20 protein-coding genes and 1 pseudogene are annotated in these 18,001 nt (G+C 35.0%); 12 read left to right on the top strand and 9 right to left on the bottom strand.

What is annotated here, in order from left to right; all coding sequences use genetic code 11:
- Positions 1-12: 12 nt before the first annotated feature.
- Positions 13-1,389, bottom strand: a complete 1,377-nt coding sequence (locus JO178_RS09985; protein WP_291934929.1) for an MFS transporter — start codon at positions 1,387-1,389, stop codon at positions 13-15.
- A 71-nt stretch (positions 1,390-1,460) separates the two neighbouring features.
- On the opposite strand from JO178_RS09985, the gene JO178_RS09990 reads away from it, so the two are divergent.
- From JO178_RS09990 to JO178_RS10000, 3 genes are all read left to right on the top strand, one after another.
- On the top strand, positions 1,461-2,309 hold the full coding sequence (locus JO178_RS09990; RefSeq protein WP_291934931.1) for an AraC family transcriptional regulator: 849 nt from the start codon (positions 1,461-1,463) through the stop codon (positions 2,307-2,309).
- A 97-nt stretch (positions 2,310-2,406) separates the two neighbouring features.
- Entirely contained in the window at positions 2,407-2,895 is a 489-nt protein-coding gene (locus JO178_RS09995; RefSeq protein WP_291934933.1) for a helix-turn-helix domain-containing protein, read from the top strand.
- Positions 2,896-2,897: 2 nt separating this feature from the next.
- Positions 2,898-3,662, top strand: a complete 765-nt coding sequence (locus tag JO178_RS10000) for a hypothetical protein (protein ID WP_291934935.1) — start codon at positions 2,898-2,900, stop codon at positions 3,660-3,662.
- Positions 3,663-3,980: 318 nt separating this feature from the next.
- Here JO178_RS10000 and JO178_RS10005 read toward each other — a convergent pair whose 3' ends face one another.
- Positions 3,981-4,343, bottom strand: a complete 363-nt coding sequence (locus JO178_RS10005; RefSeq protein WP_291934938.1) for a helix-turn-helix domain-containing protein — start codon at positions 4,341-4,343, stop codon at positions 3,981-3,983.
- A gap of 222 nt (positions 4,344-4,565) precedes the next feature.
- Here JO178_RS10005 and JO178_RS10010 point away from each other — a divergent pair, with 222 nt between their 5' ends.
- A complete protein-coding gene (locus tag JO178_RS10010) occupies positions 4,566-5,198 on the top strand; it encodes an NAD(P)H-dependent oxidoreductase (RefSeq protein ID WP_291934940.1) in 633 nt (210 codons plus the stop codon).
- Positions 5,199-5,257: 59 nt separating this feature from the next.
- On the opposite strand, the gene JO178_RS10015 is transcribed toward JO178_RS10010, so the two are convergent.
- Positions 5,258-5,842 (bottom strand): NAD(P)H-dependent oxidoreductase, encoded by a 585-nt coding sequence (locus JO178_RS10015; RefSeq protein ID WP_291934942.1) that lies wholly within the window; start codon positions 5,840-5,842, stop codon positions 5,258-5,260.
- 117 nt (positions 5,843-5,959) lie between these two features.
- Between JO178_RS10015 and JO178_RS10020 the strand changes: the two genes are divergently transcribed.
- Positions 5,960-6,841 carry an AraC family transcriptional regulator gene (locus JO178_RS10020; RefSeq protein ID WP_291934944.1) on the top strand — a complete coding sequence of 294 codons (882 nt, stop codon included), beginning with the start codon at positions 5,960-5,962 and terminating at the stop codon, positions 6,839-6,841.
- Here the strand turns inward: JO178_RS10020 and JO178_RS10025 are convergent.
- The 3 genes from JO178_RS10025 to JO178_RS10035 are packed head-to-tail and all read right to left on the bottom strand — an operon-like array spanning position 6,829 to position 8,408.
- The gene (locus JO178_RS10025) at positions 6,829-7,074 is read right to left on the bottom strand and encodes a hypothetical protein (RefSeq protein WP_291934947.1); all 246 of its coding nucleotides are present in this window, start codon (positions 7,072-7,074) and stop codon (positions 6,829-6,831) included. The two genes, JO178_RS10020 and JO178_RS10025, sit on opposite strands and share 13 nt — an antisense overlap.
- A 34-nt stretch (positions 7,075-7,108) precedes the next feature.
- Positions 7,109-7,327 carry a hypothetical protein gene (locus JO178_RS10030; protein ID WP_291934949.1) on the bottom strand — a complete coding sequence of 73 codons (219 nt, stop codon included), beginning with the start codon at positions 7,325-7,327 and terminating at the stop codon, positions 7,109-7,111.
- Positions 7,328-7,349: 22 nt separating this feature from the next.
- Positions 7,350-8,408, bottom strand: a complete 1,059-nt coding sequence (locus JO178_RS10035) for a hypothetical protein (protein WP_291934951.1) — start codon at positions 8,406-8,408, stop codon at positions 7,350-7,352.
- Positions 8,409-8,726: 318 nt separating this feature from the next.
- Here JO178_RS10035 and JO178_RS10040 point away from each other — a divergent pair, with 318 nt between their 5' ends.
- Positions 8,727-9,338, top strand: coding sequence for a DUF4142 domain-containing protein (locus tag JO178_RS10040; RefSeq protein ID WP_291934953.1), 612 nt, complete (start codon positions 8,727-8,729; stop codon positions 9,336-9,338).
- A 55-nt stretch (positions 9,339-9,393) separates the two neighbouring features.
- Here the strand turns inward: JO178_RS10040 and JO178_RS10045 are convergent, their stop codons facing one another.
- Positions 9,394-9,582, bottom strand: coding sequence for a hypothetical protein (locus tag JO178_RS10045; protein WP_291934954.1), 189 nt, complete (start codon positions 9,580-9,582; stop codon positions 9,394-9,396).
- Between the two features lie 19 nt (positions 9,583-9,601).
- On the opposite strand from JO178_RS10045, the gene JO178_RS10050 reads away from it, so the two are divergent.
- The 3 genes from JO178_RS10050 (at position 9,602) to JO178_RS10060 (ending at position 12,467) form a co-directional block, all read left to right on the top strand.
- On the top strand, positions 9,602-10,108 hold the full coding sequence (locus JO178_RS10050) for a hypothetical protein (RefSeq protein WP_291934957.1): 507 nt from the start codon (positions 9,602-9,604) through the stop codon (positions 10,106-10,108).
- 8 nt (positions 10,109-10,116) lie between these two features.
- On the top strand, positions 10,117-10,659 hold the full coding sequence (locus tag JO178_RS10055) for a DUF4468 domain-containing protein (protein WP_291934959.1): 543 nt from the start codon (positions 10,117-10,119) through the stop codon (positions 10,657-10,659).
- A gap of 1,262 nt (positions 10,660-11,921) precedes the next feature.
- Positions 11,922-12,467, top strand: a complete 546-nt coding sequence (locus JO178_RS10060; protein WP_291934961.1) for a peptidoglycan-binding protein LysM — start codon at positions 11,922-11,924, stop codon at positions 12,465-12,467.
- Positions 12,468-13,111: 644 nt separating this feature from the next.
- Here JO178_RS10060 and JO178_RS10065 read toward each other — a convergent pair.
- The gene (locus JO178_RS10065; protein ID WP_291934963.1) at positions 13,112-13,600 is read right to left on the bottom strand and encodes a Ku protein; all 489 of its coding nucleotides are present in this window, start codon (positions 13,598-13,600) and stop codon (positions 13,112-13,114) included.
- A 308-nt stretch (positions 13,601-13,908) separates the two neighbouring features.
- Between JO178_RS10065 and JO178_RS10070 the strand changes: the two genes are divergently transcribed.
- Together JO178_RS10070 and JO178_RS10075 are read left to right on the top strand one after the other, a co-directional pair.
- Entirely contained in the window at positions 13,909-14,895 is a 987-nt protein-coding gene (locus JO178_RS10070) for an SDR family oxidoreductase (protein ID WP_291934965.1), read from the top strand.
- A 463-nt stretch (positions 14,896-15,358) separates the two neighbouring features.
- Positions 15,359-15,628, top strand: a pseudogene (locus tag JO178_RS10075) (low affinity iron permease family protein); the annotation flags it as partial.
- A 180-nt stretch (positions 15,629-15,808) separates the two neighbouring features.
- Here the strand turns inward: JO178_RS10075 and JO178_RS10080 are convergent.
- Positions 15,809-16,405, bottom strand: coding sequence for a Crp/Fnr family transcriptional regulator (locus JO178_RS10080; protein ID WP_291934967.1), 597 nt, complete (start codon positions 16,403-16,405; stop codon positions 15,809-15,811).
- Positions 16,406-17,158: 753 nt separating this feature from the next.
- Here JO178_RS10080 and JO178_RS10085 point away from each other — a divergent pair.
- Positions 17,159-17,398: a hypothetical protein gene (locus JO178_RS10085; RefSeq protein WP_291934969.1), complete on the top strand. Its 240-nt coding sequence runs from the start codon at positions 17,159-17,161 to the stop codon at positions 17,396-17,398.
- Positions 17,399-18,001 lie beyond the last annotated feature (603 nt).

Below are 18,001 nucleotides of genomic sequence, written 5' to 3' on the forward strand. Positions count from 1 at the left end.
TGGTTGTTAAAATTATTGAATATATTTTTTTAATCTGGAATTGATTCCCGTTCCGATGATCTGAAAACTACCAATCATGGCCATTGCTGTTGCAAAAGCAGCAGGAAACCCTAAGATTCCAACGATGTTGAAAAATAAAGTACCAATGATAGCGCCTCCGGTCACACTTCCTATCTGAATAGCAATACTTACCAGTCCTGAAGCTTGCCCTGCTTTATCTTTGGAAACAAGACTGATTGCTGTTTTCATCATGACAGGCATAATGGTTCCATGTCCTAATCCTGCTGAAAACAAAGTGATATAAGTGAGAAATGAGGGTTTCTGCTGGAAATAAAAAGCCAGTGCACTGGAAATAAAACCAAAGATGAGTAATCCCAGTCCAATATCAATGATCGTATAGCTTTTCAATTTAGTTTTCGAAACAAGAAAGGGGCCAAGGAAAAAAGCAAGTCCGTAAGGAAAAATCGCAAGTCCTGTCTGCAGAGAAGTCTGATGCAAAAATTGCTGCAGATAATAAGGATAACAGATGAACAAGCCTGAAGTAAAATTATAAAAAAAGATAATACAAAGGCTTAAGGCAAAAGGCCGGTATTGTAACAGGGCCGGATTGATCAGTATGGGCTGCCCCTTTTGCTGTAAATGAATTTCGTATTTTAAAAATATAATTAATAAAATAATCCCACTCAGTATACTTACGAATATCCACCAGGCCCATTGAAATTTTTGTCCGAAAATTAAGGGGCAGATTATCATTAATAAAGAAAGAATTAATAACAATGAACCTGTATAATCAATCCCGGACTGTTTTCTGTCCTGATGATTATCCATTGTGAAATGTATTCCTGTAATACAGATTACTGCTACCGGTACATTCACAAGAAATACCAGCTCCCACGAAAAGTGTCCCCACTGCATACTGAGCAATATCCCCCCGATTAATTGTCCGGCCACAGAAGCCAAACCAAATACGGAACTGAAGAGGCTCACGGCTTTAGGCTGTTCTTCAGCCCTGAATAATACTTTAATGGAAGCCAGCACCTGCGGAGCCAGTAATGAAGCTCCGATGCCCTGAAATAACCTTGAAACAATCAGCCATGTAATAGAAGGAGAGAAAGCGCAGGCCATAGAAGAGAAAAGGAAAATATATAATCCGATGACAAATATTTTTTTACGCCCGTACAGATCTCCCAGCCTTCCCCCGCATACAACCAAAGCAGCATAAGAAAGTCCGTAAATGGCCACTACCATCTGTAGTTGATGATCACTGGCATTGAACGCTTTTTTTATAGAAGGTAATGCCATATTGACAATAAAATAATCCAGCGGGGAAAGAAAAGCTCCGGCTACCAGAAAATATAATGCCTGCCATCGCTTAGGAGATAGATTCATTTTTTTAATGCAAATGTAACCGTTGAATGTTCTGGTAAAATTGTACTTTTGGAGGAAAAATTTGTCTGCCAATGAAAGGACTGCGCCTTGAAGGTATTAATGTGAAGGAAATCATATTAAAAGAAGATGAGTGGATCATCAAAACAAAAACATTTCTGTCCTTTGTCTTTATTAATACAGGAGAAGGGAAGATCACTTATGATGAACGCTGTATTGATTTTTCCGCTGGGAAACTTTTTATTATTCCGCAACATCAGGTATACCGTTTTGAAAGTACAGATGCTCATCTGACTATAATTCAATGCCCGATAGATTTTATTGATAGGATCCGTCTTGAGGCTGACCGCCTTGAAAGCTGTGAGAATCTTTATAAATTACAGTATATCAGTAATAATTACCATGCAAGAGCAGGTTGTGTGTTCCGTAACGAAAATGATGAACTTTTTGCAGCAAGTCTTATCCGGCAAATTGCCAGTGAATTTAAAAGTAAGACAGAAGATTATCTGATCATCAGGAATTGTATTTCAATCCTGCTCAATCTTATTGCCCGTAATATTATTAAAACTGAAACATCCGGGCTCCAGGAAAACCGCAAGGCTTTTTCCATAATGAAAATTATTACCTATATTCAGCAGAATATCAAAAACAGAGAAAAAACAGGTATTCAAACCATTGCTGATCATTTTGGAATTTCCGGAAATTATTTTGGAGAATATTTTAAACAGCAGACCGGAATTTCATATCAGGATTATCTCCTGGACTACAGGCTTAAACTGGTAGAAACCTACTTAAAATATAGTAGTGTACGTCTGAGTGAAATTGCCTATGAGCTTCAGTTCAGCGATGAAAGCCATCTTTCCAAACTTTTTAAGAAATATAAAGGAGTCACTCCAGGTAAATTCAGAAAGAATAATAAATAGCCATCTGTTAAGATTGGGGCAAAAAATCTGTAGAAAAATATAAAGTTAACTATATAGTTGACTTTATATTTATATATTTACATCAAATATTTTTCAGATGGATTTTGATTTTATTAAAGAACTTGGTTATAAAGCATTAGATAGCAGATTAAAGAGAATCAGTGACCGTATGGCTCATGATGTAAGGAAATTTTATAAAGAATTTGGGATAGACGTGGAACCCAACTGGTATCTTGTTTTTATGTTGCTACAGAGAAAAGGAGAAATTTCCATCACGGATATTGCAGAGCCTTTAGGATATTCTCATCCGTCTGTTGTGATGATTGTTAAGAAAATGACAGAAAAAGGGTATTTGATGATTAGGAAAGATGACATGGACAAGCGGAAGCAGATTGTTTCCCTTTCTTCCAAAGCAATTGATATGCTTCCGATGCTGGAGCAGGTCTGGGACAGCTGCGAAAAAACAATTTTAGAGCTTTTATCAGAAGATCTCAGCATCCTTACTTATCTTGATGATATTGATCAGAAATTATTAGCAGATTCTTTTCATGACCGATTTAAAAGACAATACTTAAATTCAATATAACGATGAAAACACTTATTCTAACGGCTCTGTGTCTTTTTTCAGCGCTGAAAGTTTCGGCTATTGAAACTCAGATTATGATCAGAGCAAAGGCTCGGGACGCCAAGTTTATCGGAAGTTCACTGGGAGGAGCTCATATCATTGTCAGAAATAAGCTGAACCAGCAAATTCTGGCCGAAGGGAATACAACCGGAAGCACAGGCAATACCGACCTCATTATGAAAACTCCTAAAATGAGAGGAAATTCAATTACAGATGAACAAACAGCAGGATTTATGGCAACAGTAGATATCAGTGAGCCTACATTTGTAAATATAGAAGTGATTTCCCCGCTCAATAACAAACAAGCGCAGGTAAGTGTCAGTACAGAAATATGGCTGATTCCCGGTAAAAATATTTTAGGTGAAGGAATTATCCTCGAAATCCCGGGATTTATTATTGATATTCTGAAGCCGAGGACCCATCAATATATTTCCTTAAGCAGTATTAAAGATAAACCTTTTCAGTTTCAGGCCAATATCGTGATGATGTGCGGGTGTGTTATCGAAAAAGGAGGAGTCTGGAATTCCGAAGATATTGAAGTAAAAGGGATTCTGAAAAAGAATGGAAAATTTATTAAAAATGTAGATATGTCTCTGGTTTCAACCAATTTTTTTGAAGGCGATACTTTAATTAATACAGCTGGAAATTATGAACTGGTTTTATACGCGTATCATGGAAAATCAGGAAATACGGGAGTGGATAAAATAAATTATGTAGTTTTTGAATAATACCAGGGAATATTTTGATTTAAAATTTTCCCATGATTCTCCAAAAGGAATTATCAGGCAGCAGAGAATACCAACAGTAATAGGCGTACCCCTAATCCGAATGATAGTGAAGGGTATATTGCCTGAAGGAAGAATCATATTCTGACAGATATTCTGATTTTTTAGAATCCCTCCCGGAGAGATTTTTTTGCATTTGTCACATCATAATCTAATCTTGCAATAACCGGAATCTTTTGTGGGGGGAGATTCCAATTATCAGCAACAAAAAGAATATTTTTCCTATCATTTTATACAGAGGGTAGTTAACCGTATTTTTCCTTAGTTTTCTTTTTGCAGCAGGTCTTTTCTGTATTTCATCCCCCATTTTCCCATGGTATCTATAATATCATGCAGGCTTTTCCCAAAATCCGTAAGTTCATAATCCACGGAAACAGGCATTGTATTATTTTGGGTCCTAATAACCAGATTATTCATCTCCAGATCCTTTAATTCTTTCGAAAGGGTTTTGGACGCAATACCATCCATTTGTCTTTTAAGATCCATAAAGCGCATTTTGCCAACAAAATACAGATAGCTGATAATAATAGTTTTCCATTTTCCGTCCAGTAAATAGATCGTGTCCCTTACCCCCCGGATATGGTTTCTGCATTCAATATCAAGCTCCGTCTTTTCTTTTTTCATAAGGCAAAGGTATGAAAATCAGGTGGTAAAATGTAATAGAAGACAAAATGGTTACCTGTAGGTAACTGGTTACTTAAAGGTAACAGGTAGCAAAATGATACTGATAAACAGGTAACTTTGCAGCAGAAATTAAGAATATAACCCGCCGGTCCGGAAATAAAACAGGAAAGAGCGGAATATTCTTAGAAAATGTACTAAGAAAAATAAGTAAAACATTAAGTTATGTCATTAAAAGAAGCATTACACTGGAGATCAGCAACTAAAAGCTATAACGGTAAAACAATAGAAACCGAAAAAATGAATCAGATATTAGAGGCGATTCGTATGGCACCCTCCAGCTCAGGTTTACAGCCTTTTAAAGTGCTTGTGATTACCAATAAAGAACTCAGGGAAAAATTGCAACCAATTTCCTGCCAGCAACAGCAGATTGTACAGGCCTCCCATATTCTTGTTTTTGCGGCATGGGATGAATATACCACAGAAAGAGTAGACTCTTTTTTTGAATTTAGTAATCAGGTTCGTAATCTGCCTGCCGGTGCAACGGATGATTACCGTTTAAATTTATTGGATATGCTGGATAAGAAAACAAAGGATCAGCATTTTGTAAATGCTTCATTGCAGACTTATATCGCTTTAGGTTTCGGCCTTTTGGCAGCAGCCGATCTGGAAATTGATGCCACTCCTCTGGAAGGTTTTGATAATAAGGCCGTAGATCAATTATTGAAGCTCTCTGAGCAGGGATTGAAGAGTACTGTGATGATGGCTGTTGGATACAAGGATGAAGATCATGACTGGTGGGGAAAACTGGAAAAGGTAAGAAGATCTAAGGAAGAATTATTCATCGAATTGAAGTAAGAATTTTTTGAATTAAAAGACCAATCAGAAATAAAAAAGAGAGGATTATACCTCTCTTTTTAGTTGATCCTGCTGTCGGCAATTGCCAAATGCCCTATGGTATCCAGCCAGTTTTTTCTATCGTTTTCATTAAGATCGCAGAAAGGTCCGATAAAATGATTTTGTACTGAAGATATCCCGCAATATTCCAAAATCCCGTTTTTAAGCTGGAAAAGCCCACTGGATTGGTAGATATTTTCATATTCTTCTTCTGAAAGATCTCCGGAAGTGGTAATGATCCTTGATGATTTACCGGTAAGAAGCCCTTCGCTGATTCCATTATTTCTTTTAAATGTAATACCCGGAAGAAATGCTCTGTCAAAAAAACCTTTCATAACAGCAGGCATTCCGAGCCACCATATAGGATGTATCCAAACCTGATGTTCACTCCAGTGAATATCTTCCAGTGCTTTTACCAGATCAGGTTCAAGTTCCATGCTTTTCCGATAACCAAACTGAAGATTGGGATTGAAATCCAGCTCTCCGATTGCAGTATACCGGATTTCGGCGCCTGCATTTTTAGCTGATTGAATATAAGATTGGGCTATAGCTGTATTAAAACTCTCTTTATCCGGATGACCGTTGATCACTGTTATTTTTTTCATTGTTCTAATTTTAAAATTTTACTGAATAATTTTTAGTTTCAGTTTATATGACAAAAATAGACCGGTAATGCTTTAAAAAACAGGTATAATTTAAGCTTATTTAGGTATCTTTACAGGATGGCAAGAGAAAATATCTACCAGAGTCTGGAAGTCTTTTATGAGCATATAGACAGTTGTCTACAACGGGACAGGCAGTTTAATTTTTTTGAAATGATTTACGTGATTTCCGGTATCGGGAACCATGTGGTGAATGAAAATATAAAGAATTTTGCGGCGGGAGATTTATTGTTGATCACTCCTAATGACTGTCATGAATTTAATCTGCAGGGAGTATGTGAATTTATGGTTATCCGTTTTGGAGCGCAGTATATTAAAGAATTCCAATGGAAAAGCATAGATCATATAGAGTGTCTTTTGTATTATGCCTCTCACTTGCCCGGTTCAGTTCTATCCGGTCAGGAAGATCAAAAAATGGTAGCTTCACTCATTCAGAATCTGAGACAAATTACAATATCCGAATCCGTTTATAATGAAGATATCAGTCGACATTTAGTCAATGCATTAATTGTTATTGCAGCCAGAAATATTGCTGTTGTAAGGCCGCAGTATATTTCAGCACAGGCAGATCACCGGATATTGCTGATATTGGAGTATATACAGAAGCACATCCGTTTTCCTAAATTATTGAAAGCTGACGTAATGGCTGAAAAATTTGGTTTCTCACCCACTTATCTGGGAAGTTATTTTCAAAAACATTGCAATGAATCTGTTCAACAGTATATCTCTTCTTACAAAATAAGGCTGATAGAGCACAGGTTGCGTTTCAGTGATAAAAGGATTCATGAAATTGCTGATGAATTTGGGTTTGCTGATGAAAGCCACATCAATAAGTTCTTCAAAAGACATAAAGGCCAAAGTCTTAAAGCTTTCAGGATGGAATCGACTTCTTACATTCATGAACGGCCGGAAGGATCATGTTTTGAGTCTTATAAAACCTGAAGTTCATTAAAAACTTCAATAATAGATTCGATAAGCTCTTTTTCTATCACGGGATTTGAAGAAGAATCCGGAAGAATGGCCCGCAGGTCACCAGAGTCATCCCGTTCAATGATGACTTCATGGCCATCGACATCAACGCAAAGTTTGTACCCGTAAGTGAATGTGGCTAACCGCCCCTGAAAAAGAAGTTCCTGTCCTTTATAGGTTACCGGTATCTCAAACTGATGATCCATTATTGTCTGTTTATATATTTAAAATAGGTGAGATTTATTTGGGAAGTAATATTTTCCTTGAATTCAGGCTTTGCCCGATTGAAATTTTTTTCTCCCTGGCCATTTGTTCCAGAAACGCTGTTCTTTCTTTGATAGGCAGGTTAAGAATATGATCAAATTCATCAAAAAAACAGCCGTTGGTTCCTGCAGATTTTTCGTGTTGTTTCCTTACAATTTCCAATATTTGTCTTTCTATTTCTTCCTTATTTTCCATGGGAGTAAAGATACGGATCTTATTATGAATTTAAAAGCACCCAGCCTGTGGATTTACAGCCATAGAAGTTATCTTCCACAAAAATAATTTTACCGAGATTAGCAGTATTACAGGTATTGTTTCCCAATGTCGGATTTTCTGCACTTAGTTTTATAGAGCCTTTCACCTGTACTTTCGAATCACTGGTTGTTGTTTCAAAATTATTGATGCCAATACCTACTTTTCCATTCTTTAAAAGAGTGAGAGCATCGCTGGATGCACCGATAGTTCCGTTACCTATAACCAGAAGGCGATTGCTGTTGTTGTATGCTTCGGTAAACTGATTGTCATAGATTTCATTAACAGGGAGATATGATGTATTATAAGCGCCTAATGCGGTTTCATATCCGCTGTACGCTCTTGTTTTATTTCCAAAAGCGGTCGAGAGAACTCCGATTGCCTGAGTTTGCAGACCCCATGCTGTAGAATTGCTGCCGGAAGCCGTATTTCCGATCTGGCTGATGAGGTTACCGCCCCATGACATAGAGTTGCTGCCGGAAGCTGTGTTAAAGCCTCCGAAAACAGAGGATCTTTCCCCTGAGGAAGTATTCATAATTCCGGTGGCAAAGCTGTTATTTCCTGTAGCACCTCTGCCGGAAGAAGTGTACGCATAAGATAAATCAACGGCATTATTACCCAATGGTCCGAAATTCGGACTATTTGCATTTTTAAATAAACGAAAAGCTGAAGAATATTCGTCATTTTGTGCGGAACCTTTCATCTGCATCAATGGTGAAGCCAGTGGCATCCAGTAATTCTGGCTCCAATAGTAATAGCCCGGATAATATACATATTTCATTTTATCATAATACGTATTCTTTCCCCCGTCTTGAATATAAACCAGCATAGTATTCTGATCATTAGTCAAAGGCATATTATATGCTTCTGCAGAAGAAATTACGGGTATTATTATGCCTTTAAAGGGGGTGTTAGCAGCAGTGCCCACGTGGAAGATGGCTTTAGGTGTGTCAGTATGTATGCCTACCTGAGAAAGCATAGACTGTGAAAACAGGCTTACTGCCAGTACAAAGATAAATTTCATAACCCGGATTGACATTGATTCATCTCTGCAAAGGTAATGGCATTGAGTATTCCGTACAAGAATGAAAACTATTCCTTTTGTTATTGTTAATAAGTAAATTTCAAAAATACCATCACCTGCTCATATGACCTGAATCATAAAGCGGTTATCTTTTTAATTGATAAATTCGAATGACCGGTATTTTTCAGTTTCGGACATTAGGAATCATAAAGTTCATTTTTGAAAAATAGACTATTGTTTTTTCCGGCAGAACAAAATGAAGATTCAGTAATATAAATATAGCCATTTGCTATACATCACCAATTTAAATTTATTATTATGAAAAATTATGTCTTATCCCTTTTTGCAGCAGCAGTATTGATAGGCTGTAAAAAAAATGAAACCCCGAATGTAAACTCATCTGATGGAAATCCTCCGATGTCTGCACCTGTGGATTCCGGTATGGCAGTTAAAGACTCTGCGGCTGTAACAGGAGCTCAGGGAACGAAGACTACGCTCAGTGATCAGGATAAAAAATTTGCAGATGCGGCTGCTAAAGGAGGCCTCATGGAAGTAATGATGGGAAAACTTGCTGAAACCAATGCCGCGAATCCCACCGTAAAATCTTTAGGAGCCATGATGGTTTCCGATCACAGCAAAGCTAATGAAGAGCTTAAAAAATGGGCATCAGCCATAGGATATACTTTACCTGCTGCTCTGGATGCAGATCAGCAAAAAATATATGATGGGCTGAAAGCTAAAAAAGGAGCAGACTTCGACCGCGCTTATACGGATCTGATGGTAAGTGATCACAAAGAAGATATTGAAGAATTTAAAAAACAGGCCGCCAACGGTACAGAAGCCTCTCTGAAATCTTTCGCGGCTAAAACCCTTCCCACACTGGAACATCATTTAAAAGAATCAGAAAAGGCGAAATCCGGTGTAAAATAATATATTATATGATCCGCATCATAAAATAAACGAAATAGATCTGATACATTTGATGTCAATCTACTTTCATTTTTGCATCAGATTTTGCAAGCTCCTTCATGATCATGAAGGAGCTTTTGTTTTTGCATAATAATTGGGTAATATTCATAAAACTCCCATAGATACGGAATTCCGTAAGATTCTCATCCTGGAATGTTTCTATATTTGTGGAAAAACAAAAAGTGAGATTAATTTTACTGGTCATAATTTTATTGTCTAATATTATGCATGCACAAGTTCCATCAATTGATAGTTTATCAATGGGCTTTGACCATTATGAGAGGGATGATGATCTATATTTACGATACGAAAAGGCTAAATTTCAATTTGATAGCTTGAGGCTTTATGATAGAAATATTGAACTAAGGCAGAGCCATAGAGAAGATTTAAAGCTGGCATACGGGAAGATGCTAAATTTGGAAAATTATAGTAGTCTGCCGTTACAAAATGCATTATTAAAAGATTATTTTATAAAATATAGAGAGCAACCACTTAAGGTAAAATTTGATAACAGAGAACAAGTAGAAAGCAGAATAGGAATGTTTGATGAAGCCTATGTGGCAACCATAACTTTAATGTACCTGAAAAATTTAAAAAATTTCTGGGAGCTCCATGTTCAAAAAATGGATGAGTATATTGATAGGAACTTAAAAAGACTTAACGTATCTAAGAAAGAGTTTGAAGATTTATCAGATAATGACAAGGAACTGCTCTGGAAAGAATTTAAATAATATTGCTTATGAAAAACATTTTATCAATTATTATAATTTGCTTAAATGTTAGCGTTTATTCTCAAGAGTTAAAATATGAAGAAGTTGTAGAAGTAGGTTCTACAATTACAAAGGAAGAATTGTATAACAGGGCTAGAACATGGGTTCGTCAAAATTTTAATAAGAAAACCAGCAGTATAGATGTTGAAGACAAAAGTATTGGTGAGATTAGTGCCAGTGGAATAATAGATTATAGAAATAGGAAAAGCTATTTTGGATCTGGGTGTGTGGAAGGTCCCATAAAAATAAGGCTTAATATCTATGTGAAAGAGGGAAAGTATAAATATGTATTTCATGCATTTGAACACAGTGGATCGGGAGGTTATGGTTGCAGAAAAACAGACTATGGTTTGATTACAACAAATGAAAAAGCTCCAAAGCCGACATGGGGAGAACCAAATGATAAAGCATGGCTGGATATTAAAAATGTACTTCAAGAAAATATACTCCTTAATATAAAGGATTTAAAAGAAGCCATGAACAAAAAGCACGAAACAAGTAACGACTGGTAAAAAAGGATCTTTGCCTAATAATAGGGGATAAAAGCGAAGGTGATATATTTGAAAATGCTTTATACAAAGGAAAGTTGTAGCCCCAACGGATAATTTCTCGAATTTTTTTAAAGAAGATTTATTGCGAATAGAAAGTATATATGAATATTTTGATTCCAGCGATAAGGCGTTTTGATTTCAAAGTTTATATAAATGTCCCTTCCTCAAATAAGTTAAAAGTGAATCAAATTATTATGAAAAATCAAGAATTTAAAAGTGAAAAATAAAGACAAAAAGACTATAGCACTGGCTTTATATTAAGGGAAGTTTCTCAGGTGGAAAATGGCATTTACACCTATAAACAAGCCCAAAAGATACCCTCCAATTATTCCGTTTATTTTTGTTTTTTGAAAAATATTCATAGTTGCCAGAAAGGGCATAATAATTTGGAAATATAATTAGAAAATAACTAAATTTTTAAATTAAGCAGCTACAAGAAAATTTAGCCTCCACATTACTCGGAGCACAAATAAATATGAAGACTGTTCTTATCCTTTTTGAGAATAGGAATAGATCATTTCATTTAAACTTGATCCAAATCTGGAGGACTATGTAGAGTAAAGAGATAAAAAAAAAACGATATTTAATAATGAAATCTTCAATTGGCGGTCTTGTGACCTTAACGAGCGTATCTTCAAACACTTTTATAGATGATTTGGTTCGATTGAGCCAAACGAAACACGAATTACAAACTCATTTTTAATAAATGTTTTTTTAAGCTAATATTTACCACAAATTCGCTTTAAAAATTAATAACAATCTTTATTGGAAAAATAAGTCTTTGTTTGTCTGTGCTTTTTCTTTATATTAATTCAGAAAAAAGATGAACTTGCTATGAGTATATACCATTCGGAGAACCATTGATGGAATGATTAAATCAGAAAGCAATTTGGACACTGGATGGAACAGTAAGCTCCATCCAATATCGGCATAAGAACCATGCTCAACAGAAACTATCTCACCAGAAAAAGCAAAACGCTGCACCCTACAGATAAGGTTTACGCAAAGGGTAATTGATATTACGACAGTTTTATAATAAAGATAACAGCAATGTATATACGCCCTCAATACTCAGAAAGTGTTGAGGGCTTTTCTATTTACGAACGGGTGTAGTTAATTTACTACATGAACTTCCATTTTCCACTACAAAGAAACTTTTATCGCTGCTGTAGATTTGCAGTATACAAAATAGAATAATTAAGTAAAAATAAAAAATGATCATCATGAAAAAACTAATCGTAATATCAGTCTTAACTATCGGAGCCTTTATACTGGGAACTAACAATGTTCAGGCACAAAATACTACAGCAACCACAACTGTAAATATCACCCTGAATGATGTAATCTCTATTGATGCGGGAAGTACTGCCATCGGTAATACGGTTGACTTTAATTATGCTACTGCAGCAGATTATAACTCAGATCAAACCGTTACTAAGACCAATTCTTTAAAAGTTACTTCAACGAAGAACTTTAATGTAAAAGTAAAAGCGGGAGGTGCTAATTTCATGAATGGAACCAACGTAATCCCTGTTAATGTTTTGACCCTCAAAGCAGCTACAGCTGCCGGAACCATGGGCGGAACGAAAAGCGCTGTTGTTTTATCTGCGACCGATCAAACGCTGGTATCAAATGCTCCGCTTGGAAGCGCATTAACACTGAATTTGGACTACACTATTCCGGCAGCGAAATCATCTTCGTCTGATATTTTAGGTAAACCGGCCGGAACTTATACGCAAACAGTAACTTATACTGCCACAGTTTTATAAATTAAATTTTTCATATTAATATTTTGTGATTTGGTGTTTCGAAGGCTTCCTTACGGGAGGCCTTTGATTTTGTCGGTATAAAGACATTCAAAATAGTACAGAGATTTTGGGAATATGGTGATCGTACTCCTGTTATTGGAAATGATTTGGATGCGCCTTGGAACAGATATGAAAATTTAATTCAAATAGGTAAATAACAGGATTGGATAGCAGAGAGATATTCGTGGTCGAATTGTACCAACGTATTTTGATCAGATAAGGAAAGATAAAAGTTATGTGGCTTTCTACATATTAACCATGACTAAAGAAGATGGAGTATGGAAAATAGAAAAGTTCCATTACATTCCGAAAATCTTCGAAACTTTTCAGATTTAGAGGATTACAAAAGCAGATTTGTTGAGCTGACAGAATAGGACATTTAAATAAAATTTTTATGACAAAAGAAGAATGTAAAAAAAATTAATTGATTCGGGGATATTAACAAGAATAAAAGCTGGGACGGAAGATCATCGTTTTTTGGACATCTGGATGGTAATCGTAGAGGATAGAATTTTCGCAAGATCGTGGGGAATAGCTGAACGAAACTGGTACAACACTTTTTTAAACAATGAAAATAGTCACTAAAAGTGGAGATAAAGTATTGGTTACGAATTAAGAAGAATTTTATGAATTCCCAGCGTTGATATGGGTTCTTCTTTAAAATTTATGGTTGGAAATTTCGTTCTTTTAGAAGCTGTTTTCTTTGAATTAAAGGGATTTAACGGCAATTGGTATGCGTTTTCACCATTTTTTTGCGGTTCGAGAAAGTACGGATTTTCAAAATAAACGGAATTGACTTCCACTTCTTTTACAAACTGATCAATGGAAAGAATTTTAGATTTTTCAGGACTTGAAGCCTCGTAATCTTCATCATCAAGAATGATGTATTTATCGTCCATGAGATAACCTTTAACAATGTTTTCCCATTTCACTTCTTTGCCTGTTTTTTCGTTGACTCTTTTAAATTTAATATTTGAAAAATCAGATTTATCAAGCATATCCAAATCCAATTTGCTGGTTTCTGTGGCGGAATAAATCTTTACAGGAATATTGACTAAACCAAAGCCAATGACGCCGTTCCAAATTGCTTTCATTGTACTTTATTGAATAAAACGTACAATGATTGTGCTGTGTGAAAAAGATCGATTGTAATATCTTAATATTGAGCATGTAATATATTAAAAGGTAGGTGTTGTTTTGGAATTGAATAAGGTAAGTGATGGGTTTTTATTTTCTTTGATTTGCGGTATTTAGGAGTAATTACACTTAAATAATTTAATTAGTGAGCGCTGTTCGCAGTTAGAATCTAATTTTTAGGTACCATATTTTGATAATACGTTATTTAATGGTCTTATAGTTGCTAAAATTTCATTATCAATTTATCACACCAAATACTTTATTAATGAAAAAGCAGACTACAAAAAGTAATGAAATGAGTGAGGAAGTGTCAAAGGCCCATATCAATTCAAGAGAATCTTCATTACAACAAAAAGAAAATCAAAGGGATTCAGTATTGACAGATCCAGTAACAAAATATCCTAAACCACCTTTTAAAAGCCAGTTTCAGCCATTTCCAGGATTAGCAGGTAAGATGGATCCAGTTCCTGATCATGGTGAAAAAAGTTATATAGGCTCCGGAAGGTTGAAAGGAAGAAAAGCTTTAATTACTGGTGGAGATTCCGGTATCGGACGAGCAGCTGCTATAGCATATGCTAGGGAAGGAGCTGATGTAGCAATAAACTATCTTCCTGAAGAAGAAGCTGATGCTCAAGAGGTAATCGCTCTCATAAAAAAAGCAGGTTGCAAAGCTATTGCTATTCCGGGAGATATAAGAGATGAAAGTTTCTGTAAAACATTAGTATCTAAGGCGGTTGAGGAATTGAGCGGTATTGATATTCTGGTAAATAATGCTGGTCATCAGAAAACGCATGAATCTATAATGGATATAAGTACTGAAGAATTTGACAGGACTATGAAAACCAATCTTTATGCACCGTTTTGGATCATAAAAGCTGCATTGCCATATCTCGAAGCAGGATCATGTATCATTGGTCTTTCATCAGTACAGGCTTATGATCCTTCTGAGGATCTATATGATTACGCACAAACAAAGGCAGCGACCACAAGCTATATCAAATCATTAGCCAAGCAATTGGGATCAAAAGGAATACGTGTGAATGGTGTCGCTCCAGGGCCTGTCTGGACTGCTCTTGAGATCAGCGGAGGGCAAACACAAGAAAAAATTGAAAAGTTTGGTGAAGATACACCACTCGGCAGACCGGGACAGCCTGCTGAGCTTGCTTCGATCTTTGTTCAGCTTGCTGATACCAGTGCCAGTTTTACAACTGGACATATATATGGTGCAGCAGGTGGTAATGGGCAACCATAAAAAAGTGTATTTACTCAATGGAAGGTGCTTAAAGGAGCATCTTCTATTGATCTAAATATATAATTACTTTAATTATTTTTAGAGAATTTTCTTTTTCAACACTATAATCATACTGATCTGTATGTCACTGAAGAAATGCATCTTTTGTTGTACATTCGACACAAATCTCCGATAAAAAGTAGATATCGAAGTGATCCTGATCATATTAAACTGAACCAATTTTTTCGAAATTGGCAACTCATATAAAAAGCTTTGATTGGGCAGTAAGAATTTTATTTATCTAACTACATAACTCTTAAGGTTCGGTCATTACTTCAATATTAGTAATAATTTTTACCTATAGTTTATTAAAATGAAAAAGAATTTTTTTGACAGATTTGCAGATTGGGCTGCCTGTTTTGCAGGAAGTCCAGGTGCTTTTATCGGAGCAAGTATTTTGATTATTATCTGAGCAGCTACCGGGCCAATATTTAAATTTTCTGAAGTATGGCAAATGGTTATTAACACGGGAACCACCATCGTTACATTTCTTATGGTTTTTCTAATACAAAAAGCACAGAATAAAGATTCTAAAGCCATACAGATAAAGCTTAATGAATTGATTTCAGCTCATGACAAAGCCAACAATCGAATTGTCTATATTGAAGATTTGACAGAAGATGAACTTGATGAGCTTCACAATTTATATGAGAAGTTTGGCAAGTTCCCTAAAAATCATGAAAATAGAAAGTAGTTGGAATTTTAAGTAGATTAAATTTAAATGAAGAACCTCAAAAGTGATTCTCTTTTTGTAAAGAAACGAATAATGTATTATATATTATAACGAAGGAATGCTCGAAAGAACATTCCTTTTATCTATAGTATTAAACTTTAATATAATTGTCCCCATTGTATGATCAGGCCTACGTAAAGATTAATACATAATTTTTCGGTTTGTAATTCGGACTATTTTTTCTTGCTCCATCTTTTTTATAGCTCTGATAGTCGTTTCAACGCATAATCCTGTTAAAGAAGCTAATTGTTGCCTTGTGATGGGAACTTCATAGGTAAATGGCGTTTTATTTTCTTGCTCCTGCTTCATGAGCTCCAATACTTCCTTAATCCTTTCAACGGCACTCGGAGAAGAAATTTTCTGCATGAGAATAAATTTACGGTATAGGTGCTTTGATAATGATTTGCAGAGCTCTACATAATGGCTCGGATGCTGGTCTAAATAACGTGTGAAGGTACTTGCGCATAATTTAATAATAGTACAATTTGAAAGAGCTACAGCATTTACGGGATATGTCTGCTCCAGATATAACATATAATCTCCTACGGGATCTTTTGAACTTAGTATATTTTGAATAAATTCTTTACCTGAACTATTATAGTTATTTAGTTTAACATCACCATTAACAATCTGAAAATAAAATTTGGGACTTCCGCCTTCGCGGAATATATAATCTCCCGGCTTATAATTTTGTTCTACAGCTCCGATGGAGTGTAGAAGTTCTTCTTTAAAAAACATACTTTTAATTTTTGTGGTTAGTGATAAGTGGATGTAAATTCCCAATGTAGGATCATCAGCGTAATACGGGTATCGTAATTTGCTGCATGTTACAGTATGTTTTTAAAGCAACAGTCTAACTTAGGATTGACATAAAATCATAAAGTGGATTACTCCCTTTAATAAATATTTACCAGAAGATTCTCCATACAAAAGTTGCTAAAGCTCCATAATTTGTTAGGAGATAATATAATTCATTAGCAATTGATATGCAGCAAATATAATGCAAGCAATATATAAATGATATGCTTTGAATCATACTCTGGTATGTTTTGTCTTTTTTTTAGTCATAAAGTTAATTGATTGTAAAATGTAAAATATATTAATGATGGGACTTATGGATTTTCCAAGATTAAATATCAAAGAGTAAATGCATTTTATAACCATTAGGAAATCAAACTATTAAAAATAGTAAATAAAATAAATAGTAAAAGTTAGTAAAACTATCTAAGTTCTCAAAGCCTGCAAGCACAAATACAATTGTTACGCTAGACAATTACAAAACTACGGCTCGAATTTTTAACGAAGAATTTAAAAGGCTTAATTGGCATATGGAGCCAATTTCTGAGTTAAAGACTGTACATTTATAAACAGTTCTACAAAATCTTAAAAAAGAAGGATCCTGGGGAAATTCTTACTATAATTTCAAAAGAATGATTTTTAAGTTCCATGTTTGGAATGCTTAAAAAGAAATAATTTGTTAAGGAAAATATAATGACAGATGTGGGTTCCCTTAAAAAAGATAAAAAGAGACCGTATATTCCATTAATTCCGGAAGAACCAACTAAGGTTGTCGATCATTTTAATAATTATCTCCCTAATTATAATGTATGGCTAAAAACATTGTACTATACTGGATTGAGACCTAAAGAACTTAGGCTTATGAAGTGCTCAATGGTTATATTGGGTGTTGGAGATAAAGATTTGCTTGTTCTTTCAGAAAGAATTAATTAAAACAGAACGAAAAAGAATCATCCCGATTCCAGAAGATTTAAGAAAAGATCTTGCAAAAATGGATTTAAGTAATCCTGACTATTATGTTTTTGGACGGACAAGAAAATACAATTGCTTTTCCCCAAATGATTTTAAGCGCAGCCCTAATATATTAGGAATAAACACTGCAAAGAATGTTTGAAAACTTGAAGTTATAAAGAAATTAGGAATTAAAAAGTTTATGTATTTAAACAAACACAAAAAAGCTAATGATAGTATTGAAGATGGAGTGAGTCTTGAAGCTGTTCAAAAACAGTTTGGGCATTCCACGCCAATCACTACAGAAATCTATGCACAGATACATGAATTGACAAATTTTTGAGCAGTCAAAGAAAAAGCAAGGGACTTTAAATAGTCCCTTTTTTTATTATGAATGTTTTGATTATCAACAAGTAAGTCAACTGAAATATCTTAATTTGTAAGGATTCCCGTAATAGAGATTTATAATATATTCTTATATTTATCACCGGTAAAAGAATTATTTAAATTATAACACTATATGAATAAAAATTTATTATGGCCTATTTTGATAGGTTTTTGCATCCTTTTACATTCCTGCCGGGT

It is taken from the genome of Chryseobacterium sp., assembly GCF_019236175.1.
Taxonomy (GTDB): domain Bacteria; phylum Bacteroidota; class Bacteroidia; order Flavobacteriales; family Weeksellaceae; genus Chryseobacterium.

What these genes read in the sequence shown, in the direction of transcription:
- JO178_RS10005 (WP_291934938.1), bottom strand. Translation starts at nt 4,343, where the DNA reads ATGAAAAAAGAAAAGACGGAGCTTGATATTGAATGCAGAAACCATATC.
- JO178_RS10025 (WP_291934947.1), bottom strand. Translation starts at nt 7,074, where the DNA reads ATGGATCATCAGTTTGAGATACCGGTAACCTATAAAGGACAGGAACTT.
- JO178_RS10010 (WP_291934940.1), top strand. Translation starts at nt 4,566, where the DNA reads ATGTCATTAAAAGAAGCATTACACTGGAGATCAGCAACTAAAAGCTAT.
- JO178_RS10070 (WP_291934965.1), top strand. Translation starts at nt 13,909, where the DNA reads ATGAAAAAGCAGACTACAAAAAGTAATGAAATGAGTGAGGAAGTGTCA.
- JO178_RS10085 (WP_291934969.1), top strand. Translation starts at nt 17,159, where the DNA reads ATGACAGATGTGGGTTCCCTTAAAAAAGATAAAAAGAGACCGTATATT.
- JO178_RS09985 (WP_291934929.1), bottom strand. Translation starts at nt 1,389, where the DNA reads ATGAATCTATCTCCTAAGCGATGGCAGGCATTATATTTTCTGGTAGCC.
- JO178_RS10055 (WP_291934959.1), top strand. Translation starts at nt 10,117, where the DNA reads ATGAAAAACATTTTATCAATTATTATAATTTGCTTAAATGTTAGCGTT.
- JO178_RS10035 (WP_291934951.1), bottom strand. Translation starts at nt 8,408, where the DNA reads ATGAAATTTATCTTTGTACTGGCAGTAAGCCTGTTTTCACAGTCTATG.
- JO178_RS10000 (WP_291934935.1), top strand. Translation starts at nt 2,898, where the DNA reads ATGAAAACACTTATTCTAACGGCTCTGTGTCTTTTTTCAGCGCTGAAA.
- JO178_RS10045 (WP_291934954.1), bottom strand. Translation starts at nt 9,582, where the DNA reads ATGACCAGTAAAATTAATCTCACTTTTTGTTTTTCCACAAATATAGAA.
- JO178_RS09995 (WP_291934933.1), top strand. Translation starts at nt 2,407, where the DNA reads ATGGATTTTGATTTTATTAAAGAACTTGGTTATAAAGCATTAGATAGC.
- JO178_RS10030 (WP_291934949.1), bottom strand. Translation starts at nt 7,327, where the DNA reads ATGGAAAATAAGGAAGAAATAGAAAGACAAATATTGGAAATTGTAAGG.
- JO178_RS10020 (WP_291934944.1), top strand. Translation starts at nt 5,960, where the DNA reads ATGGCAAGAGAAAATATCTACCAGAGTCTGGAAGTCTTTTATGAGCAT.
- JO178_RS10015 (WP_291934942.1), bottom strand. Translation starts at nt 5,842, where the DNA reads ATGAAAAAAATAACAGTGATCAACGGTCATCCGGATAAAGAGAGTTTT.
- JO178_RS10060 (WP_291934961.1), top strand. Translation starts at nt 11,922, where the DNA reads ATGAAAAAACTAATCGTAATATCAGTCTTAACTATCGGAGCCTTTATA.
- JO178_RS10040 (WP_291934953.1), top strand. Translation starts at nt 8,727, where the DNA reads ATGAAAAATTATGTCTTATCCCTTTTTGCAGCAGCAGTATTGATAGGC.
- JO178_RS09990 (WP_291934931.1), top strand. Translation starts at nt 1,461, where the DNA reads ATGAAAGGACTGCGCCTTGAAGGTATTAATGTGAAGGAAATCATATTA.
- JO178_RS10080 (WP_291934967.1), bottom strand. Translation starts at nt 16,405, where the DNA reads ATGTTTTTTAAAGAAGAACTTCTACACTCCATCGGAGCTGTAGAACAA.
- JO178_RS10065 (WP_291934963.1), bottom strand. Translation starts at nt 13,600, where the DNA reads ATGAAAGCAATTTGGAACGGCGTCATTGGCTTTGGTTTAGTCAATATT.
- JO178_RS10050 (WP_291934957.1), top strand. Translation starts at nt 9,602, where the DNA reads ATGCATGCACAAGTTCCATCAATTGATAGTTTATCAATGGGCTTTGAC.